The 22228-nt window shown below is 40.3% G+C and carries 19 protein-coding genes and 1 pseudogene; all 20 read left to right on the forward strand.

Features of this window, described 5'->3' with window-relative positions; translation table 11 throughout:
• Nucleotides 1-19: 19 nt before the first annotated feature.
• Nucleotides 20-199, forward strand: a pseudogene (locus PL85_RS02290) (ISAs1 family transposase); the annotation flags it as partial.
• 61 nt (nt 200-260) lie between these two features.
• Nucleotides 261-1301 carry a Gfo/Idh/MocA family protein gene (locus PL85_RS02295; protein ID WP_019282767.1) on the forward strand — a complete coding sequence of 347 codons (1041 nt, stop codon included), beginning with the start codon at nt 261-263 and terminating at the stop codon, nt 1299-1301.
• 16 nt (nt 1302-1317) lie between these two features.
• The gene (gene tviB / locus PL85_RS02300) at nt 1318-2592 is read left to right on the forward strand and encodes a Vi polysaccharide biosynthesis UDP-N-acetylglucosamine C-6 dehydrogenase TviB (protein ID WP_069211956.1); all 1275 of its coding nucleotides are present in this window, start codon (nt 1318-1320) and stop codon (nt 2590-2592) included.
• Nucleotides 2593-2779: 187 nt separating this feature from the next.
• Nucleotides 2780-3364 (forward strand): acyltransferase, encoded by a 585-nt coding sequence (locus tag PL85_RS02305; protein ID WP_019282766.1) that lies wholly within the window; start codon nt 2780-2782, stop codon nt 3362-3364.
• Between the two features lie 73 nt (nt 3365-3437).
• The gene (locus PL85_RS02310) at nt 3438-4517 is read left to right on the forward strand and encodes a DegT/DnrJ/EryC1/StrS family aminotransferase (RefSeq protein WP_019282765.1); all 1080 of its coding nucleotides are present in this window, start codon (nt 3438-3440) and stop codon (nt 4515-4517) included.
• Nucleotides 4514-6376, forward strand: coding sequence for an acyltransferase family protein (locus PL85_RS19015; RefSeq protein WP_069211955.1), 1863 nt, complete (start codon nt 4514-4516; stop codon nt 6374-6376). The genes PL85_RS02310 and PL85_RS19015 overlap by 4 nt, the downstream gene beginning before the upstream one ends.
• The gene (locus PL85_RS02320) at nt 6369-7616 is read left to right on the forward strand and encodes a lipopolysaccharide biosynthesis protein (protein WP_069211958.1); all 1248 of its coding nucleotides are present in this window, start codon (nt 6369-6371) and stop codon (nt 7614-7616) included. Before PL85_RS19015 ends, PL85_RS02320 begins: the two co-directional genes overlap by 8 nt.
• 18 nt (nt 7617-7634) lie before the next feature.
• On the forward strand, nt 7635-9425 hold the full coding sequence (gene asnB / locus PL85_RS02325; protein WP_019282763.1) for an asparagine synthase (glutamine-hydrolyzing): 1791 nt from the start codon (nt 7635-7637) through the stop codon (nt 9423-9425).
• A 7-nt stretch (nt 9426-9432) separates the two neighbouring features.
• On the forward strand, nt 9433-10389 hold the full coding sequence (locus PL85_RS02330; RefSeq protein WP_001221372.1) for a methionyl-tRNA formyltransferase: 957 nt from the start codon (nt 9433-9435) through the stop codon (nt 10387-10389).
• An 8-nt stretch (nt 10390-10397) separates the two neighbouring features.
• Nucleotides 10398-11360 (forward strand): GNAT family N-acetyltransferase, encoded by a 963-nt coding sequence (locus tag PL85_RS02335; protein WP_019282761.1) that lies wholly within the window; start codon nt 10398-10400, stop codon nt 11358-11360.
• Nucleotides 11361-11439: 79 nt separating this feature from the next.
• On the forward strand, nt 11440-12795 hold the full coding sequence (locus PL85_RS02340; RefSeq protein WP_069211954.1) for a polysaccharide deacetylase family protein: 1356 nt from the start codon (nt 11440-11442) through the stop codon (nt 12793-12795).
• Nucleotides 12792-14123, forward strand: a complete 1332-nt coding sequence (locus PL85_RS02345) for a hypothetical protein (RefSeq protein WP_069211953.1) — start codon at nt 12792-12794, stop codon at nt 14121-14123. The genes PL85_RS02340 and PL85_RS02345 overlap by 4 nt, the downstream gene beginning before the upstream one ends.
• Nucleotides 14123-15259 carry a glycosyltransferase gene (locus PL85_RS02350; protein ID WP_019282758.1) on the forward strand — a complete coding sequence of 379 codons (1137 nt, stop codon included), beginning with the start codon at nt 14123-14125 and terminating at the stop codon, nt 15257-15259. Before PL85_RS02345 ends, PL85_RS02350 begins: the two co-directional genes overlap by 1 nt.
• Nucleotides 15259-15888 carry an imidazole glycerol phosphate synthase subunit HisH gene (gene hisH, locus PL85_RS02355; protein ID WP_019282757.1) on the forward strand — a complete coding sequence of 210 codons (630 nt, stop codon included), beginning with the start codon at nt 15259-15261 and terminating at the stop codon, nt 15886-15888. Before PL85_RS02350 ends, hisH begins: the two co-directional genes overlap by 1 nt.
• Nucleotides 15882-16646 (forward strand): AglZ/HisF2 family acetamidino modification protein, encoded by a 765-nt coding sequence (locus PL85_RS02360; protein WP_019282756.1) that lies wholly within the window; start codon nt 15882-15884, stop codon nt 16644-16646. The genes hisH and PL85_RS02360 overlap by 7 nt, the downstream gene beginning before the upstream one ends.
• Nucleotides 16647-16652: 6 nt before the next feature.
• Nucleotides 16653-17795 (forward strand): N-acetyl sugar amidotransferase, encoded by a 1143-nt coding sequence (locus PL85_RS02365; RefSeq protein ID WP_019282755.1) that lies wholly within the window; start codon nt 16653-16655, stop codon nt 17793-17795.
• 10 nt (nt 17796-17805) lie between these two features.
• Nucleotides 17806-18732: a D-glucuronyl C5-epimerase family protein gene (locus tag PL85_RS02370; RefSeq protein WP_010317086.1), complete on the forward strand. Its 927-nt coding sequence runs from the start codon at nt 17806-17808 to the stop codon at nt 18730-18732.
• Nucleotides 18729-19832 (forward strand): glycosyltransferase family 4 protein, encoded by a 1104-nt coding sequence (locus tag PL85_RS02375; RefSeq protein ID WP_019282754.1) that lies wholly within the window; start codon nt 18729-18731, stop codon nt 19830-19832. Before PL85_RS02370 ends, PL85_RS02375 begins: the two co-directional genes overlap by 4 nt.
• 9 nt (nt 19833-19841) lie before the next feature.
• On the forward strand, nt 19842-20912 hold the full coding sequence (wecB, locus tag PL85_RS02380) for a non-hydrolyzing UDP-N-acetylglucosamine 2-epimerase (RefSeq protein WP_019282753.1): 1071 nt from the start codon (nt 19842-19844) through the stop codon (nt 20910-20912).
• On the forward strand, nt 20909-22135 hold the full coding sequence (locus PL85_RS02385) for a glycosyltransferase family 4 protein (RefSeq protein WP_010317081.1): 1227 nt from the start codon (nt 20909-20911) through the stop codon (nt 22133-22135). Before wecB ends, PL85_RS02385 begins: the two co-directional genes overlap by 4 nt.
• The last annotated feature ends 93 nt before the right edge of the window (nt 22136-22228 follow it).

The following is a 22228-nucleotide window of genomic DNA, read 5'->3' on the forward strand; positions in this document are numbered from 1 at the left end:
GTTCATGCGGTTTCCGTAGGACAACTCTCGTATTAGAGTCGATGATCGCGCAGAGGCTTTAGCAAGGATCAGGCAGATGTGTTTGAACCTATTAAAGAGTGAAACCACCTTTAAAGGTGGCATTAAACGCAAACGGATGAACTGCGCAATGGACGAAAACTACCTAAGTAAGGTTCTCGAAAGCCTTACCGGGCGGTGATGTTCATGCGATTTCCGTGGACTATCACTGAGATAAAAAGTAGCAAATTAGAGTGATTAATATGATAAAAAATAGAAAAATTCGAATAGCAGTCGTTGGTTGTGGGCGTATTTCTAAAAATCATTTTGGCTCAATTGAGCAGCTTGATTCAGAATATGAGCTGGTCGCGGTGTGCGATAACAACCCAGAAGTGTTAGAGCTGCATTCAAATAAATACGGCGTTCCGGGTTATCACTCGATAGATGATCTGCTCGCTTCACAAACACTTGATATCGTCACCTTGTGTACCCCGAGTGGCATACATGCACCACAAACTATTAAAGCTGCGAAAGCCGGTGTACATGTGATTACCGAAAAACCGATGGCGACCAAGTGGGAAGATGGACTAGCAATGGTTAAAGCGTGTGATGACGCTGGGGTGCGTTTATTTGTGGTTAAACAAAACCGCCGTAATTCAACATTGCAATTACTTAAGCGTGCAGTGACGGAAAAGCGTTTTGGTAAAATCCATATGGTGCATTTAAATGTGTTTTGGACCAGACCTCAAGAGTATTACGACCGCGCTGCTTGGTCTGGTACTTGGCACATGGATGGTGGTGCTTTTATGAATCAGGCGACTCATTATGTCGATCTTCTCCATTGGCTAGTGGGGCCTATTGAAACCATCCATGCTATGACCTCCACTCATCGTGATATTGAAGTTGAAGATACTGGTGTGGTGAACATCAAATGGCGTAATGGCGCGTTAGGCTCAATGGCGGTCACTATGTGTACTTATCCCAATAATTTAGAGGGTTCAATCACTATTTTTGGGGAAAAAGGGACAGTGCGTGTTGGTGGCGTGGCGGTTAATGAAATCCAAGAATGGAATTTTGCAGAATCAAAAGATTACGATCAGCAAATTGAACAAGCCAACTACCAAACCACTTCAGTCTATGGATTTGGTCATCCACCTTACTTTAAAAACGTTGCCGATGTATTGCGTGGCGAGGCAGAGCCAGAAACCGACGGCCGTGAGGGTTTAAAATCACTTGAGCTATTGATCAGCATTTATCGCTCAGCTCGCGATCATAAAGAAATTGGTTTGCCATTGAATCTGTAATTACGAGTAAAGAAAAATGAAGTTAGAAAATGTAAAGATTGGCATTATTGGTTTAGGCTATGTTGGCTTACCGCTTGCGGTTGAGTTTGGTAAGAAGTTTAGCACGGTAGGTTTTGATATTAACCAGAAAAGGGTCGCTGAATTACACTCTGGCATTGATTTAACCTTGGAATGTTCCGAAGAGGAACTGCGTAGTGCTCCATTGCTGAGTTACACTCACCAATTGGAAGAGATTAAAGACTGTAATTTTTATATCGTTACCGTGCCTACACCAATCACAGATGAAAAAACACCGGATCTTAACCCACTAAAAAAAGCTTCTGAAGCTCTTGCGAAAGTGGTCTCCCACGGTGATATTGTCGTTTTCGAATCAACAGTTTATCCCGGTGCAACGGAAGAAGTGTGCCTTCCTATCATCGAGAAAAATTCAGGTTTAGTGTTTAATCGCGATTTCTTTGCTGGTTATAGCCCAGAGCGTATCAATCCAGGAGATAAAGTGAATCGTTTAACTACGATCATGAAAATAACTTCTGGCTCTACGCCTGAAGTGGCTGATTTTGTTGATCAAGTATACTCTTCGATAGTCACTGCTGGTACCCATAAAGCGCCATCAATCAAGGTGGCAGAAGCCGCTAAAGTTATTGAAAATACCCAGCGTGATCTAAATATTGCTGTAATCAATGAGTTTGCCAAAATTTTTAATCGACTAGGTATTGATACTGAAGCTGTTTTAAAAGCAGCTGGCACAAAGTGGAACTTTTTGCATTTCAAGCCGGGGTTAGTTGGAGGTCACTGCATCAGTGTGGATCCTTACTACCTCACCCATAAAGCACAAGAAGTTGGCTATCGACCAGAGGTGATTTTAGCTGGTCGTCGTATTAATGATGGTATGGGTGAATACGTCGCCACACAATTAGTTAAATCTCTGTCACGTAAAAAAATTCATATTGATGAAGCAAAAGTGCTGATCATGGGCTTTACCTTTAAAGGTGATTGTCCTGATTTTCGTAATACCAAAATTATTGATATTGTTAACGAATTGCAAGATTTCAACATGTCAGTTGATGTATACGATAGCTGGGCCTCGAAAGAGGAAGTGAAGCATGAGTACGGTATTGAGTTGATTGATGAGCTGCGCGATGGTTACTACGATGCAATCGTACTGGCCGTGGATCATAGTCAAACCAAACAGATGGGTGTTGAAAAGTTACGTCGTTTAGGTAAAAAAGAGCATGTACTTTATGATGTGAAGCATGTATTAACCGCCGATGAAGCAGACATCCGCCTTTGATTAATAGCCAAACTACTTGGAGTTGCAGGTAGGCGGCAAGTGAGTGAATGAATCCCCATGAGCATAGATAAACTATGTGATAGGGGTGAACCAACGTAGCCAACACCGCTGCAGCTTCAAGTAGTAAGGGTATAGCCTTCACAAGGGAAGTGTTCAGCTTCCCTTCTCAATCGATAGAACATTTTTCATGAAATATTTTAAACACGAAACAGCCATTATTGATGATGGTGCACAAATAGGTGATGGCAGCCGAGTGTGGCACTGGACACACGTTTGTGCCGGTGCCCATATTGGCCAAGGTGTATCACTGGGCCAAAACGTATTTGTGGGAAACAAAGTTACGATTGGCGATCATTGTAAGATTCAAAATAACGTCTCAGTGTATGACAATGTGCATTTAGAGGAGGGAGTATTTTGTGGGCCAAGCATGGTATTTACCAATGTTTATAATCCACGGTCACTGATTGAACGCAAAGATCAATATCGCGATACCTTAGTCAAAAAAGGGGCTACGCTTGGTGCTAATTGTACGATTGTCTGTGGTGTAACTATTGGGGAGTTTGCTTTTATCGGCGCGGGGGCAGTTGTGAACAAAGATGTTCCTGCTTATGCAATGATGGTGGGTGTACCAGCTAAACAAAAAGGTTGGATGAGTGAATTTGGTGAGCAGCTAGACTTGCCATTGAGCGGAGACGCTGAAGTGATTTGTCCTCATACTGGTGCTGTTTATATCCTCAGCGGTGACACTGTGATTAAAAGACATCAGTGCTAATAAATAATTCTTTGATGTAAATATATTTGCAAGTTGCTGAGGATTCACTTGGCTATCAGGCTAGGAGCTAAAAATGCAGTTTATTGATTTGGGTGCGCAGCAGGCGCGAATTAAAGAAAAAATTGATGTCGGAATTCAGAAAGTACTCGCCCATGGTCAGTATATTTTGGGTCCTGAGGTGGCTGAACTAGAGCAAAAATTAATTGCATATACTGGAGCTAAGCACTGTATCACGGTTGCTAATGGTACTGATGCATTGCAAATCGCCCAAATGGCATTAGGTGTTGGCCCTTGTGATGAAGTGATAACCCCTGGATTTACTTATATCGCTACCGCAGAAACCGTCGCCCTTTTAGGGGCGAAACCGGTTTATGTTGATGTCTGCCCGAAAACTTACAATTTAGATCCGGCTAAACTAGAAGCGGCTATTACGCCAAGAACCAAAGCAATTATTCCAGTAAGTTTGTATGGACAATGTGCTGACTTTGATGCAATTAATACGATTGCCGCCAAGTATGGCATACCAGTGATTGAAGACTCTGCGCAAAGTTTTGGGGCCAGTTACAAAGGCAAAAAATCGTGTAACTTAAGCACCATTGCCTGTACCAGTTTTTTCCCAACTAAGCCATTAGGTTGCTATGGTGATGGCGGTGCTATTTTCACTAATGATGATGAATTGGCCCTTGTCATGCGCCAAATTGCTCGTCACGGACAGGATCGTCGCTACCATCATATTCGTGTAGGTGTAAACAGCCGTTTAGATACCTTACAAGCTGCGATTTTATTACCAAAACTTGAGGTTTTGCATGAAGAAATCGAGCTAAGAAATCAGGTAGCCAATACCTATACTCGTTTATTAAATAAGGCTGGTATTCTCTCAACCCCATTTGTGGAAGCACATAATATTTCGGCTTGGGCACAATATACCATCCGAGTTAAGAATAGAGCTGAAATTCAGCACAAGCTGCAAGAGGCTGGCATTCCAACTGCCGTACATTATCCCATTCCCTTGAATAAACAACCAGCAGTTGCTGATAGCAGTATTCAATTGCCGATAGGCGATGAAATTGCAGAAGAAGTGATGAGTTTACCAATGCATCCTTATTTGACTGAGCAAGATATTCAACGTGTGGTAGAGAGTTTGGCACAGTGAGTTCTGTTCCTCATCGTAAGGATATTCAAGGATTAAGAGCCATAGCAGTACTTGCTGTTATGGTTTTTCACTTAAACCCGACATGGCTTCCTGGAGGCTTTGTTGGTGTCGATGTTTTCCTCGTGATTTCTGGCTTTTTAATTACTAGCATTTTGCTGCATAAAAAATCCAGTGCTGGCTATTCTCTTACTGAAACTCTGAAATATTTCTATGTGAGTCGCTTTAAGAGGATTGTTCCAGCATACTTTTTGATGCTGATAATAGTAGCTCTAGTGGCAGCAATATTGTTTCTACCAAGTGATTTCAACACGTTTCGAAAAGGGTTGGAAAAAGCAACTTGGTTTAGCAGCAATCGGTATTTCGCTGACTTTGGTGATTATTTTGCTCCGGCCAGTTATGAACAGCCGTTACTACACACATGGTCATTAGCCGTAGAAATCCAGTTCTACTTATTAGCCCCTTTTATTGTATTACTGCTGCCGATTCGCTTATTAAAATGGTTTTTTGTCGTTTTATTGATTGGGTTAACTGCATTAGCCGAATACCGCCTGCGGTTTTTGGGCATGGAGCAAGCAACTTACTACAGTCTGTATGCTCGGCTGCCTGAATTTTTTGTGGGCGGTCTGGCAGCTCTGTATGTAACAACAGTGTCTAGGGTGGAGGGAAGCACTGCCTGGCTTGGTATACTTGGGATGCTGTTGATTGTTATTTCTGCAATTACCCAACCACTGCTAGGGTCTTTTCCTGGCATTCTAGCTCTGTTACCTGTCGTTGGAAGCGTGCTTCTACTCAGTCAGCCAACACAAGGATGGGTAGGCGAATTGTTGAGTTGCAAAACTCTGGTGTGGCTTGGTGGGCTGTCTTATTCACTCTACCTTTGGCATTGGCCAGTATTGGCCTTTTTGCGCTACTACACAAGTGCAGAGGTACTCGATATAGAATTCAGCATCCTGTTTGTTCTGCTGACATTCATACTATCTATTGTTTCCTACTATGGGGTTGAACGGGTTTTCAGAAGCAAGAGTACCAACAAGAAACAAGCACTTAGTTGGGGGCTTCTGGTTTTTGGTGTATTAGGTGCATCTCAGACCATGGCGAAAGTGAATGCCATGTTTACTCCTGTAGCCTTGCCACTAGAGTATTTGCGCTATGGCGATGATTCACAAAATTGCCATGGGCATATAGTTGGTGATTGTCTGAGAGGGGACCTGGATAGTGTAAAAGAGATATTGGTCTTGGGCGATTCGCACGCAGCTATGCTCAATCACTTTTTTGATCATATTGGAAAAGAAATTGGCTTTAAAGCTAGGGTTATAACTGCGAGTAGTTGCGTGACTATTCCTGGATTTGATTACAATCGGATTGCTGAATGGGCACAGCAATCATGTGTTGCCCAAATTGAACAGACAAAATCCTATCTGGAGAATGTTGAGTTAATATTTATAACGGCATCTTGGAATTGGCATCTCCGTAGTGAGGAATTTAATCGTGCTTTACGTGATTTTTTACAGAATATGGCGTCACAGGCGCAAGTTTATATTTTGAGTCAGGTTCCACTATTAAATCGAAATCCACAGCGTGCTAAGAGGTTTTTGTCCTTAGGGTTGACACCGTATGTGAATATCAATCCAGACTATTTGCGTACAAATGAATACTTATATGATCTAAGCATGGTCATTGATCGTGTTCATTACCTTGAACTTAATTTTTTGCCTGTTTTCAAAAGTCCTCCTTTTTATAATGGTGAATTGCTTTATTACGACGAGCACCACTTAAATGAAGTAGCAGTGGTTGAGTATGCAAAGCAGGCCTTGCCGACTTTCGAAGAGATATTTATAGAGTGGAATATTGTTGAATAAAAGCTTTTCAAAAAATGTACTTACGTTAATGACAGGGACAGGTATTGCTCAAGCAATACCCATTGCAATTATTCCTATACTAACTCGGATGTTTTCACCAGAAGATTTTGGTCTTTTGGCTCTCTATGCAGCATGCGTATCTATATTGGGAGTGGTTGCTACTGGGCGTTATGAAATAGCTATTATGTTGCCAAAAGATGATGAGGATGCCCGTCTTCTTTTGCAACTTTCAATGCTAGTTGCTCTGTTTTTTTCTTTGCTGATTAGTATACCTATATCGATTTGGAATGCGCAAATTGCTCGTTTTCTAGGTAATGAGGATATTGCTGTTTGGTTGTACTTAGTCCCTGTATCTGTGTTGTTCACAGGTATTTATCAAGCTCTAACTTATTGGAATAATAGGCAGAAAAAATTCATAAACACAGCAGTGTCGCGTGTGAATCAAAGCTTATTTCAAGGTTTCGCCCAAACGTCACTTGGTTTTTTACAGGTATCAGGTGGTCTTATTTGTGGGCAGTTCGTAGGAATAGTATCTGGTTCAATATACCTTTTAAAGAAAGATAGAAACTATAAGTCGCTAATAAGAAAGTCAAAAATAAATTCGATACAAAAACAAGGTATAAAGTATCATAAGTTCCCGACTTATGGAGTTTTGGGGGCTCTGTGCGATGCAGGAGCTGTACAAATGCCGGTTATACTGTTGACGAAGTTCTATTCAAATTCAGTGACGGGAATGTTTAGTCTGACTTTTCGTGTTTTGAATATGCCGACATCGATTATTTCATCTGCTATTGCACAGGTTCTCTTTCAAAAGGTAGTTGAAATAAGTCAAACAGAGCCAGAGAAACTTAATCTTTATATAATAAAAATGTTTTTGTTACTTTTTATTATATACCTCCCCGCTGTGCCTGTTTTATTCATATGGGGTGAAAGTTTGTTTTCAATTATTTTTGGTAATGAATGGTCACAAGCTGGGGTTTATGCAGGTTATTTAGTCATAGCTGTTGCAGTACGTTTCGCTGTCAGCCCATTAAGTGCAGTTCTTGGTTTAGAACAAAACATAAAGATGGGGGTTTTATGGCAAGTTCTCTATCTATGTACGATTAGTGTAACATTGTATTTCTCCTCTTCTCTTTCAATTGAAGAGTTTCTGATTGCTTTTGTTGTGCATGAAGTTGTTTTATATCTTATTTATTTGTTCCTTATTCTTAAAGGAACTAAAGAAATAGCTAAATGCTGAAAAATTTTAAGGTTTAATATGTGTGGAATTGCTGGTTATATTTTTAGTGGCGTATTAGATAAATCGAATCTTAAGAAAATGACTGATTCAATAATTCATCGAGGTCCTGATGGTGAGGGGCATTATTATGGAGATGGTTTTTTCTTTGGACATCGTAGATTAGCTATTGTTGATTTAACCGAGCATGGTAAACAGCCAATGCTTTATCAAGATAGATATATCATAACTTTTAATGGCGAAATTTATAATTATATAGAAATAAAAAAAGAGCTTATTGATGTAGGATATCGATTCAATAATGATACCGATACGGAAGTCATTATGGCGGCATATGATTACTGGGGAGTAAATTGTCTTGACCGTTTTAATGGTATGTGGGCATTCGTTCTATATGATAAGAAAGAGGATGTTTTTTTTATATCACGTGACCGATTTGGGAAAAAACCGCTTTATTACAGCTTAGATAATAATAAATTTGTATTTTGTAGTGAAGTTAAAGGTCTCTATGCTAGTGGATTGGTAGAAAAAGCACCCAACAAAAGCTACCTGAAAAACTACGTGGAAAACGGGCCTAATGAGTACGATGCAGAAACGGCTTTCGCTAACGTTTATCGTTTTCCTTTTGCACACTACTTTCTTGGTAGCAAAGAACAACTGCTCAATCAACCGAAGTTTACTCGGTACTGGGAATTAACCACTAATACCAGCAAAGAACGCTTCTGCCCCAATAAAGCCAAAGAATACGCCAAACAATATTACGACCTACTAGCAGATGCGGTAAGACTACGCTTAAGAGCCGACGTAAAAGTGGGTTCTGCACTTTCAGGCGGTTTAGACAGTAGCTCGATTGTTTACCTAGTCAACGAACAGTTAAGAGCTCAAGGTAAAGCTGATCTACAGGAAACCTTTTCTTCTGTTTACAAGTCTGATGGTACCCAGAATTGTGATGAAAGCGTATATATAGACCTTCTAGCAAAGGCGCTGAATGTTAATTCAAATCAAATAGAGCCTCAGGAAGGTGATATTCCTGTTGAGCATCAAAAAATGATTTGGGCCATGGAAAATCCACCAGAAAGTACCTGTATGTCTGGTTGGCACACCTTTATTAAAGTGAAAGAATCAGGTGTAAAGGTAACTTTAGATGGCCAAGGTGCTGATGAGCAGTTAGCTGGGTATCTACCTTACATCGCTAGTTATTTAACATCAATTTCATTGATTGACTTATATAAAGAGTTCTTTTATTTCTTAAAAATACCAGGTGCGAAAAAAACGTTACTGCTTAGTTTTTTAATGGCAAATTTTAAGTTCATCTTCGGTATGAAAGCTTATCAAGCGCTATTCAAAAAAATAAAAGGGCGACAACCACCTACTGAATTAAATTTAGAATTAAAATCTGCTATCGAAAAGGGATTAATTAACCTTATTCATTACTCTGATCGTGTTTCAATGGGACACAGTATAGAATCCAGAATGCCCTTTATGGACTATCGATTAGTCGAGTTTTTAGCTCAAGTTCCTGCATGTTATAAAATGCATAATGGTTGGACTAAATACTTGGCTCGCCTAGCATTCGACAAAAAACTACCTGATGAAATTACCTGGCGAAAAGACAAAATGGGTTGGCCAATTCCGGAAGAACATTGGTTCAGAGGAAACTTGAGGTTGTGGGCTTCAGATACATTAATGAATTCAAAAGTTTTAAAAGAAATATCTCCAGAATTAGATGCAGAGACTGAATTTAAAAGTAATATAAAGAAGAGCATAAGAAAGCTGAATATTGCAACTATTAATAAATTGAATTTTTGGTGATTCATATATGCGAATTCTGATAATTACAAGTGGGTTGACGCGTATTGTCTCACCTGTATTAGATAGTGGCCATGAGATTTTAGGTATCGTTGAGTCTATGCCACGAGGTTGGAGTGAAAAGCAAGAAAAACCTTTTCTTTTTCAGTTTGCCCAAAAAATACACAGGATTTTCTTGGGGAGAAAGAAAACGTTGAAGCAATTCTGTGAGATTAGAAATATAAGATATAACTATATATCAAAAGGAAGAGATGCAGAGGTAACTAATTGGGTTAAGGAACTCAACCCCGACCTGATTGTAGTTTTTAGCATGTCTCAACTCCTTAAAAAAGATTTAATAGATATTCCCAAATATGGGGTTATAAACCTACATCCATCAATGTTGCCAGAGTATCGTGGGCCTAATCCAGATTTTTGGCAGTACTATAATATGGAAATGAACCCAGGTGTAACGGTCCATTATATTGATGAAGGTGAAGATACTGGAGATATCATCTTTCAGGAACGTGTGCATATCCCTTTAGGAATCAAGTCACCTGAAAGGCTGGATAAGCTAATTGGTGGTGTTGGCTCTTCTCTGCTTGTAAAGGCAATCCAAGCTATAAAATCGGGTTCGGCACCACGAATTCCCCAGCCAAGCCATAGTTCAACTCTTCGAGCCAGAAACTTAAAATCCGAAGAACACAAAGAAATTATAGATTGGCAAAATTGGCCGATAGAACGAATTTGGCATGTGCTACGTGGTACAGAGCTTTGGCTTAATGCTTATGATCAACCCAAAGGCATTTTTAAAGGCCAGCGATGGGTCGTCGGAGAGTACGAGAGAAAGGACAATATTGATCTGCCGGGTGCGATAGTGCGTTATAAAGGAAGAAAAGCTCTGGCGACTCCAGATGGTTATATTTTTATTGATATAAACTTCAGCTTAAAAAAAGCTTTACTTTTCGTACTTAATTTTAAATTTTGAGTGAATCAATGATCAATAAAGAAAAATATCGTCAATTGTGTGAAGAAGAACCTACCATTCCAATTTTCAGTCAAGCTTGGTGGTTAGACGCCGTTGCTGGAGATAACTGGGATGTGTGTATTGTCGAGAAAGGTGACAAAATACAGGCAACAATGCCTTATATAATACAGAAGAAATTTGGGCTAACCCTATTGACCCAACCTAAACTAACCCAAACACTCGGTCCTTGGCTTAGACCTTCAACGGCAAAATACAGTAAACAGCTTTCACAGCAAAAAGATTTGATGGAAGCACTGATTGATCAACTACCAAAATATCACTACTTCAGCCAAAACTGGCATTATTCCAATACCAACTGGTTACCTTTTTACTGGAAAGGATTTGAGCAAATAACGCGTTATACTTATCTGATTGATGACTTATCTAATATCGATGATGTTTGGGATTCCTCGCTTGCAAATATCAGAACAGATATTCGCAAGGCTGAGAATAAGTTTAATCTTGTTGTAAAGGAAAATTTGCCATTCAGTGATTTTTTATTACTTAATCGTCAAACCTTCTTACGACAAGGAATGCAGTTACCTTATTCCGAAAGCTTTGTAAACCAGTTGGTATTTACAGCAAAAGATCGTAATCAATGTCGCTGGTTTATTGCTCAAGATAACGAAGGCAGAAATCATGCAGGTGTTTTGCTGGTTTGGGATAGTGAATCGGCGTATTACTTAATGGGTGGTGGTGATCCTGATCTAAGAAATAGTGGTGCAACGAGCCTTTGTATGTGGGAAGCAATTAAATTTGCATCAACTGTTACAAAGCGATTTGACTTTGAAGGTTCGATGATTGAACCAGTTGAACGTTTCTTCAGAGCTTTTGGCGCAAAACAAACTCCATACTTTGCACTCACTCATCGACCTTCGCGTTGGTTAAATACGGCAATTCATTTTAAAAAAGCCCTAAAAGGTCAAGCTTAGTTTTGAACGAATGATTACTCACTCTATAAAATCTTTTAGCAACATTGCTACGGCAGGTAAACTCCAAGATAGGTAATACATGATTCATTTTTCTGAGGGTGCAATACGTTGGCTCGAGACCATTTTATTTGAACGTTTTGGCCATCGTTTTATACTGGCTCAACAACCTAATACACTACAATTTTATTTAAATGATAGTCAGGGTTCCATAACGTTCGCTAGGTTGCAAGGCATATTTCATCAGTCGCGTTCAGATTTTCCGTGTCAGCAGTGGCAAGCTTCCAGCGAAGGCTTTATAGCGCCAATCGAAGACTACATACCAGCCCCTTCCTTAAACGCACTACCAGACCCGCTTATTGAGTTTACTGAGCAAGGAGCAATTTTACACTACGATATTCTCAGTTTAACCTACTGGACGCTAACGAGGTTAGAAGAAGTTGGACGTAAGGATTTAGATAATCATCAACGCTTTCCAGCGGTTTTTTCTCACGCTTATCAACATGGTTATCTTGAGCGCCCAATTGTTGATGAATGGCTGATGATTCTAGGGCAGGTTATTCAGCGTGTTTGGCCTGATATTGAGTTAAAGCAACATGAGTTCAGTATTAAGGTCTCGCACGATGTAGATAGCCCGAGCATGTATGGCTTTAAACCTTGGCCGACCATCGGCCGGATGATGGCGGGGCACCTGCTGAAACGGCGCGATCTCAAGGCTTTTTTTACTGCGCCCTATGTTAAACTTGCGACACACAGCCAGCTACACCCAGCCGATCCTTACAACACTTTTGAGTGGTTGATGGATATATCTGAAGCTAACAACATCAAAAGTGCATTTTATTTTATCTGTGGTGGCAATCATTCTCATGATGCTGACTATTTGCCTGAGCATCCTGCGATCCGTAATTTGATGCGCCGAATCCACGAACGCGGTCATGAAATAGGGTTGCATCCTAGTTACGGTACTTTCCAGCAGCCTGAGTTGATTAAGCAAGAAGCAGAACGGCTGAAACGTATCTGTGCGGAAGAAAGTATTGATCAACATGTATGGGGTGGACGAATGCACTACCTGCGCTGGGAACAATCCACCACCATGCGTGCTTGGGCGGGTGCAGGTATGACTTATGATTCTACACTTGGTTATGCCGACAGGCCGGGTTTTCGCTGCGGCACCTGTTTTGAATATCCTGCTTTTGATCCCGTGGCTCAGGAGCAATTGAACCTTCGAATCAGGCCGCTGGTGGTGATGGAATGTACGGTGATTGATGCTGTTTACTTAGGGTTAGGTGTAACTGATGCCGCAGAAGAAAAAATTCAGCAATTGAAAATGAGCTGTCAGCAGGTAAGCGGTACTTTTGGTTTACTATGGCATAATTCATACTTTAAAAATTCTAATTTACGGAATATTTATAAAAATGTTCTAGGAAGTCAGTTGTGAGATTTATACCATATAATAAAGTCATTGTATTAAAGATAATAATTATTCTTCAACTCACCACATTACTAATTTATCTCAATGCAAACATTGTTGATGTTGGTGAGATGGGAGTTGCCTTACACTTACTTATAGAGTTTGTGGGCTTGACAAGTTTGTTATTTGCGATGTTTTGGGTAAAAAAAAAGCTCTACTTCCATATCCACTTTTTTTTCTTCCTTTTACTAATATGTTGGATAGCTTTTCGAATAGTTTTTGATTTAAATGATCTTGAATATTTAAAACAACTAACAGTGGCTACCACTGGTGGCGTTTTATTGTTTTATATTACAGGTGCATCACTAGGTTTAACGAGGCATAGTCTGGCTAGCCTTAGGAGTGATATAAAGATAGAAAAATATATTATTTTACTTTTTTATTTTCTATCTATCTGGATGCTCTACAATTTCTCTCAGCGCCTACATGATTCGCTTTTCTACTTAAAAGATATTGATGGTAGCTATCAAAGGTCTGGAAATTTCTTATCAATTTCATTTATTATTGTTTCATTCGCTTACCTTAATCTAGTATTAAAGAATATTGCTCAAGGTGCTACTATTTTAGCTAGGTTTTTCTGGTTGTCCGTATATACCTTATCAACCTTGATGGCATTAGTTGGATCACAGCTTTTTGGCTCTAATAGCGCAACCGCTGTTATTTTAGGTGTTTATCTTATTACGCTGGTTATGTCTCTTGTAACTGCTAAAAAAACAGTCTGGCTGAGCTATCTCAAGCATAAACTAGTCTTACCTTGGTCGAAGCGCCTAGTGAAAAATCTTAGCCTGATGGCTCTAATTGGCTTAGCTATTTTTGTAGGGGCACTGGTGCTGATTATAGGTATATCAGGTTTTGATATTACTAGTTTGCGGTTACTAGGCTTTGGTTCTGGTTCTAATGCTTCTTTACTAAGCAGAGTGGATATTTTATTAGAAACTGGAGCTAATCAACTCAACTATGCTCCCTTCTTAGGTAACATAAATGTTGCTTATCTTACCACTGGTAATGCAGGCAAAACTCTGCATAGTTTTTTCCCTTATGTGATGGCTAACTTGGGGCTGGTAGGATTACTAGCCGTGCTGACTCTTTTTACGAATGTACTACTACAGCTTTATCGTGAGACTAAGCAAGCTAAGTATACTGGGCTTTATGGTTATCAGCTAAGTATGGTTGCACTTTATTCCATTTTTCTGTTTCTCTATATTCTATTTTTTGCGAACTTGTCCACTGGTATCGAGTGGCCTGTTCTTTGGTTTACGCTTGGTTTTATATCCAAGCCTTTGGGTTTTAGATAATGAAAAATATTCATATAACACTAACAGAGTTTCGGAACGAATCTCGTGTACTTAAAGAAATTTCATCACTTGAGGCTTCTGAAACCTTTGACTCTTTTACTGTTATCGCGCTTGGCGCTGATGATCTGCCTATTGCAGACTCTATAAAGTCAAAAGCAAAGGTCTGTAGAATCAGGTTGCTAACTCGAAAGTTGCCTAAAAGTGCATTTTTTCAGTTGTTCAAGTTTATTGAATTTATGTTCAAATGCTTATTGATGGTGAGGAAGGAAAAAGCCCAGGTTGTCAATATCCATACCCTCGCTCTTTTGCCATTAGGGTGGCTACTAAAGAAGTTATTTAAGGTGAAGCTGGTTTATGATGCCCATGAACTGGAAACTGAAAAGAATGGGCTGAACGGCTTTCGCCAGCGCATCTCTAAGTATATAGAATCTTTATTCATCCGTTCGTGTGATTTAATAATCGTAGTGGGCGAAAATATTGCAGACTGGTATGCCAATGCCTACAAGATAGAACGCCCCTTAGTTGTGAAAAACTCGCCCAGGTTTCGTCTGCAAGCTAAAAAAAACCTCTTCCGTGAACGTTTGGGTATTTTGCCAAATCAGAAGATTTTGCTTTATCAAGGTGGTTTGATGAAAGGGCGTGGTGTGCAGCTCATATTGGACGCTTTCAAAGAAAGAAAAGATAGTCATGTGGTCGCTGTTTTTATGGGGTATGGGGATTTAACAACTGAAGTAGAGCAGGCAGCAAAAAACCATCAGAATATTTTTTACTTTCCAGCCGTTTCACCTAATGTTGTCCTTGACTATACTGCCTCTGCCGATATTGGTATTTCGTTAATTGAGAATACCTGCCTTTCTTATTATTTTTGTATGCCAAATAAGCTCTTTGAATATGCAATGGCAGGTATACCTGTGATCGTCTCTGATATGAAAGAAATGGCTGAGGCTGTTCAGGCAGCAGATTTTGGGGTGGTGCTTACCGAGTATTCTGTTGAAGCGCTCAATGAAGCGGTGGATCGCTTGGCTGAACGAGATCTAACCGAGTTATCGAATAATGCTTACCAGTTTGCGCAGGGTCAGGCTTGGGAGCAACAGGAAAGGGTAATGCTTGAAGGGTATCAGAGGATGTTAGCATAATGATAAAAATTCTTGATTACGGTATGGGTAACTGCGGCTCGATAAAGAATATGTTACGTTACCTAGGAGCAGAGGCAGAGATTGTTGATCAATCAGTTGGTTTGGAAAATTCTAAAGCTATTATTCTGCCGGGGGTTGGTTCTTATGATCACGGTGTGAAACATTTGGAGCCTTTCAAGGCCATGTTAGAACAAAAGGTATTACATGAGAAAATACCTTTCCTGGGCATTTGTCTTGGTATGCAGCTTGTTCTTGAAAAGAGTGAAGAAGGGCAATTACCAGGATTGGGGTGGATTAAAGGCGAGGTCAAACGCTTTGATTTCTCTAAGCTCACTAGCGAACAACGCCACGTAATCCCTCATATGGGATGGAATGAAATTTTTCCCGCTGAATCACCAGAGATTTTGCAACCACTTGAAGCAGATCGCCGAGATCGCTTTTATTTTGTTCATTCATATCATGCGGCAGATGTACCAAGTGAGAATAAATTGGCTATCTGTCATTATGGTTATGAATTTACTTGTGCCATTCGCAAAAATAATATCTTCGGTGTTCAGTTTCATCCTGAAAAAAGTCATAAGTTTGGCAAACAGCTTTTCAAGCAGTTTATAGAGTTAATCCAATGTTAAAAAAGCGTGTTATCCCTGTTTTGCTATTGCAGGATGGTGGTTTGGTTAAAGGTGAAAAATTTAAAAAGCATAAGTATGTAGGTGATCCTATCAATGCGGTAAGAATTTTCAACGAAAAGGAAGTTGATGAATTGGCTTTTGTTGATATTTCTGTCGGTGTTAATCGTGGTGAGCCTGATTATGAACTAATTGGTGACATGGCTTCTGAAGCTTTTATGCCAATCGCGTATGGTGGTGGTATTAGCCGTGTTGATCAGGTTGAGAAATTATTTCGGCTTGGTGTTGAAAAAGTCATTATCAATAGTGAATTTCATCTGAACCCAGAGTTGGTCACAAAATGCAGTCAGATTGCTGGTGCTCAAAGCATTGTAGTAGCGATTGATGTTAAAAAAAGCTTGTTTGGCAAATATGAGGTATACACTAAAAATGGCACCTGTAAAACTGGCACTTGCCCAATCGAGTATGCAAGAAAGGCACAGCAATACGGTGCAGGTGAGATTATTTTAACGTCTATTGACCGCGAGGGTTCAGCGCAGGGCTTAGATCTTGATTTAATTAAAAAAGTCACATCAGTCGTTGAAATACCTGTAATTGTGCAGGGTGGTGTTGGTAGTTTAGAGCATATTAAAGATGCTGTTAAAATGGCCGGAGCTTCAGCCGTTGCTGCGGGTACATACTTTACTTTTCATGGAAAGTACAAGGCGGTACTTTTGACTTATCCTGCTTTCCATGAGCTTGAATATTTATTTTTAGATTGAGGTTTTATGACTAACAGTAGCTATCAAATGTGTACTCGCTGTGTGATGGATACAACAGATCCTGAAATTACATTTGACGAGCAAGGTATGTGCAACCATTGTCATGAATTTGACAATGTAATCAGTAAGCGTTGGTTTCCGAACGAAGAAGGCAAGCAGCAACTGGAGCAGATATTCAATCGAATCAAGGAAGAGCGCAAAAATTACGAGTATGACTGTATCCTTGGTTTAAGTGGTGGTCTGGATAGTGCGTATCTTGCATTGGTAATGAAAGAGTACGGAATGAGGCCATTGGTTGTTCATGTTGATGCAGGCTGGAACAGTGAGCTAGCAGTATATAACATTGAAAAAATCGTCAAATATTGCGGCTACGATCTGCATACCCATGTGATGAACTGGCCAGAAGTTCGCGATTTGCAACTGGCTTACCTGAAAGCGGGTGTGGCGAATCAGGATGTTGTTCAGGATCATGCTTTTTTTGCATCGCTATATCATTTTGCTGTTGATAACAAAATTAATTATGTTATTAGTGGTGGAAATATTGCGACAGAATCTGTGATTGCATCGGCTTGGCAGCATGGCGCAATGGATGCTATTAACTTAAAGGCTATTCATAGAAAGTTTGGTAAGCTTCCGCTGAAAGATTATAAAGTTATTGGATTTCTACAATATTACTTTTACTACCCTTTTGTTAAGAAGATGAAGGTCATTAGACCGCTCAATTATTTACCTTACTCTAAAGACTTTGCACAAAAGGAACTGGAAGATAAAGTAGGCTATAAAGCATACGGTCGTAAGCATGGTGAGTCTCGCTTTACTAAATTCTTTCAAAACTACTACTTACCCACTAAGTTTAATATTGATAAAAGGCGCTCTCACTTAGCAAGCCGTATTCTTTCAGGTGATATTACAAGAGAAGAAGCACTTGATGAGCTAAATAAACCTTTATATGATGAGGCTGAATTAACAGAAGACAAACACTTCGTGGCGAAAAAACTTGGAATCACAGTAGAGAATTTAGATGAAATGACCAGTAGTCCTGGCCGTTCTTATAAAGAGTTTAAAAACTGGGACTCAAGATATAATATGATGAAGGGTTTGCAAAGATTTTTAAATAAAATGCTTAAAACAAAGGTCAGGATGCACTAACAAGGCTATTATGAAAAAAATAATACAAGACGTTTTTAAATATATCTTAGGTACGGCTGATTTTTCATTAGTGACGCAGAGTAATAGTGGTTTTTTATATCCGATATGCTTGAATTTCACATTAGAAAACAATAGGTTTTATTATAATCTTTTAGATGATAATGGAATACCCTACAGGTTTTATCAGTCGGTTGGTGTGCAATATAATCCGACACGAATAGCAGCCTATGGATTAGCCCATTTCAACCGATACATTGATAAGGCCTTTGATAATGATAAAGAAATTTTTATGAAGTGTGCTAACTGGTTTCTTGATCTGGATAATGCACGCTATGAATATAACTTTGATTGGGGGCAGCTTAAATCACCCTGGATCTCCTGCATGGCTCAAGGTGAAGCAGCAAGTGTTCTTATCAGAGCTTACAAATTGACGGGTGAGGACAAGTACTTACTCCAGGCAGAAAAATCACTTACACCATTGTTTTTGCCTATCACTGAGAGTGGCGTACAGTCTGTACTACCTGATGGTTCTATTTTCCTTGAGGAGTATCCTTCACTTAAACCAACTCATGTTCTTAATGGCTTTCTTTATGCATTGATAGGCCTCGGTGAATATATTGATGTTACGGGCAGTAACGTTCATCAAGATTTATTTGACAAGCTTGTAAACTCACTTTGTCAAAATATCAGTATTTGGTGTTATGCAGGTTGGTCTCTTTATGAGGATAGTGTTAAGGCTAAGGGCTTAAATTTTTGCACACCCTCTTATCATAATCTTCAAATTACACAACTCAAGTGGCTCAATAAGCGAGTCAACAACCCAGATATTCAACATGTTATAGAAGTCTGGGAAAAGGGGCTCAACAGTTTTCTTATGCGTGTTTTTGCGCTTTTAGGAAAGGTGTGTTTTCGCCTTAAGAATAAGGCACAGAGATGAATAAAATTGCTCACTTGTCTTCAGTACACACTCGCTATGACACCCGTATTTTCCTAAAGGAATGTACAACCCTTGCTAAAAATGGGTACTCGGTATCACTGGTCGTAGCAGACGGTAAGGGTGATGAAACTAAAAACAATGTGTCTATCTACGATGTAGGCGCATCTAAAGGGCGTTTGGATCGCATTCGTAATGCACCTGGTCGTGTGTTGACTAAAGCTTTGGACTTGGATGCAGATATCTACCATCTGCATGATCCTGAATTAATCCCCATTGGTTTGAAACTCAAAAAGCACGGCAAGGTGGTGATTTTTGATGCCCATGAAGATGTACCCAAGCAGTTGTTGGGTAAACCCTATCTAAATAAGCCAGCCAAGTTGTTGCTGTCTAAAACCTTTGCCATTTATGAGCATTGGGCCTGTCGTCAGTTGGATGCCGTTATTGCAGCGACCCCTTACATTCGTGATAAGTTTATTGCGATAGGGGTGCGTTCTGTGGATATCAACAACTATCCACTATTAGGCGAGCTCTCAACTGATGAGGTCGATTGGTCACAGAAAAAAGCACAGGTTGGGTATGTTGGTGGTATTGGACAGATTCGAGGTATATCTCAAGTTGTTCAAGCTATGGGTATGTTGCACTCAGATGCGCGTTTACAGCTAGCAGGTAAATTTAATGAGCATGTTGTTGAAGCAGCCGCCCATGCTGATAAAGGTTGGCAACGTGTAGATGCACTAGGTTTTGTTGGGAGGGAAGATGTTCGTGATATACTGTCTCGTTGTGTCGGTGGTTTGGTTACTTTTTTACCTTCACCTAACCACATCGATGCGCAACCCAACAAAATGTTTGAATACATGAGTGCTGCTGTTCCTGTCATCGGTTCTAATTTTCTCCTTTGGAAACAAATTATTGAGGGTAATCAGTGTGGCTTGTGTGTTGATCCACTGGCTCCTCAAACGATAGCAGAAGCGATTGACTACCTGGTTACTCATCCTGTTGAGGCTGAACAAATGGGACGTAATGGCCAGAAAGCGGTGCAGGAAAAGTACAACTGGGGTATCGAAGAGCAAAAACTACTTAATTTCTATAAATCCATATAAGTGACAAAGATGCAAAGAATTTTTACCATCATAGGCGCACGTCCACAGTTTATTAAAGCTAGCGTTGTATCGCGCGCTATTCAGCAAGTCGACGGTATTGAAGAGATTATGCTGCATACGGGCCAGCATTTTGATGCCAATATGTCGGATATTTTTTTCAACCAACTGAATATTCCACGGCCGCATATTCAGTTAGATATTCACGGTGGTAGCCACGGTGACATGACCGGGCGTATGCTGAAAGAAATTGAACAGGCCTTGCTAACCCATAAGCCAGATCGTGTCTTGGTGTATGGAGATACCAACTCAACACTTGCTGGCGCGCTTGCGGCAGCAAAACTGCATATACCTGTTGCTCACATTGAAGCAGGCTTGCGCAGCTTTAATATGCAAATGCCGGAAGAGATTAATCGTATCCTCACCGATCAAGTGAGTGATTTACTCTTTTGCCCAACGGATACGGCAGTGCAAAATCTGAATAACGAAGGCTTTGCAAACAAGCAGGTACGGGTATTGCAAGTTGGCGACGTAATGCAGGATGCGGCGCTCTTATTTGCCCAAAAAGCGGTTGCACCAGCAGGTGAGCTGCCAGATGAGTTTATTTTGGCTACATTACATCGTGCTGAAAACACAGATAGCCCCGAGCGCTTGGCGAATATTGTGAATGCACTGAATCAACTTCATCAGACTTTGGCTCCTATTGTACTCCCTTTGCACCCACGGACGCGCAAACTGATCGCCGAACAAGGTCTTGAGTTGAACGTTCATTTGACTGATCCCGTCGGTTATTTTGAGATGGTCTGGCTACTAGATCACTGCCAGTTGGTACTGACAGATAGCGGCGGTGTGCAGAAAGAAGCGTTTTTCTTTGGTAAGGCCTGTGTCACGATGCGTGACCAAACCGAATGGGTAGAGCTGATAAAAGCGGGAGCTAATGAGTTAGTTGGTGCTGACATTACAAAGATTATTGAAGCCGCTACTCGTAATCTTGGACGTAAAATCCAAGATACACACAATCTGTATGGTGGCGGGAAAGCTGCACAGCAGATTGTGGATGTTATCCTGAAGGCTAGTATATGAGTAAAACAGTTTGGATTGTACAACAGTACGCGTCTACCCCGGCAACGGGGATTGGAGGGCGCCATTACTACTTAGGGCGTGAACTAGTAAAGCTGGGGTATAAGGTATATTTGATTGCTTCTGCTTCACACCATCTGTTACGTGAAAAGCCAGTTTTAAATCAGCCATTTAAAATAGAAACGCTGGAAGAAGGTTTCTATTTTGTGTGGGTTAATATGCCTGATTATACAGAAGCACACAGCAAGCAACGTGCTTTGAATTGGTTTTTATTCCCTTGGCAGATTCAAAAATTGGCACGAAAAATTGCTGATAAGCCGGATGCTGTTTTATCTTCTTCTCCCTCACTTATTGCTTTTTTAGGCGCTCAACGACTGGCTAAAAAATTCAAAGCCCGTTTGGTTTTTGAGGTACGTGATATCTGGCCGTTGACCTTGACTGAAATTGGTGGTTATTCACCTAAGCATCCTTTTATTCGTTTGATGCAGTGGGTGGAAGATAAAGCCTATCGTGACTCTGATGCGGTTGTATCTAATCTTAAAAACTCTGTTGAACATATGGCTGGCCGTGGTATGGCGCGTGATAAATTCAGTTGGGTGCCTAATGGGTTCTCTTTAGATGAAGTGAATCAAAAAATCCCACTCAATCATACTGCTGCCGCTCAGCTTCCAAAAAATAAATTTATCATTGGCTATACAGGTACGCTGGGCGTGGCTAACGCGTTGCAAACGCTAATTGAAGCTGCTGAGCGGTTGCAGGAATATACTGAGATTGCCTTCGTGTTAGTGGGTGCGGGAAAAGAGAAAGCCGCTCTCCAGTCTTTGGTTGCAGAGAAACAATTGCGTAATATATTCTTTATTGACCCCATTCCAAAAGTTGAAATTCAGTCTATTTTGAGCGAGTTTGATGCTTGTTACATCGGGCTTACAAAAGACCCATTATTCCGATTTGGTGTCTCACCTAACAAACTATTTGATTACCTTTATTCAGGTAAGCCGATTGTTTACGGTATTGAGTCTGGTGAGTATAAGCCAATCGAAGACTCTAAGGCGGGGCTACAAGTCCCGGCCCAAGCTCCAGAGCAACTGGCTGATGCTGTCTTAAGCCTTTATCAGATGCCAGCAGAGGAAAGGCTGGCTATGGGGGAAAATGGCCGTAAAGCTGCACTTAAGCAGTATGAGTATGGGCAACTGGCTAATCAATTGATAAAAGTATTGTTTAACTAAGTGCCTTCTGACAAGGTAACCGCATGAACATCCTTGACTTTAGATGTACATACTTTCAGAGAAAAATCATCAACATGCCTATGTTTAAAGGGT

This window comes from Vibrio anguillarum (assembly GCF_001989995.2).
GTDB classification, from domain to species: Bacteria; Pseudomonadota; Gammaproteobacteria; order Enterobacterales; family Vibrionaceae; genus Vibrio; species Vibrio anguillarum.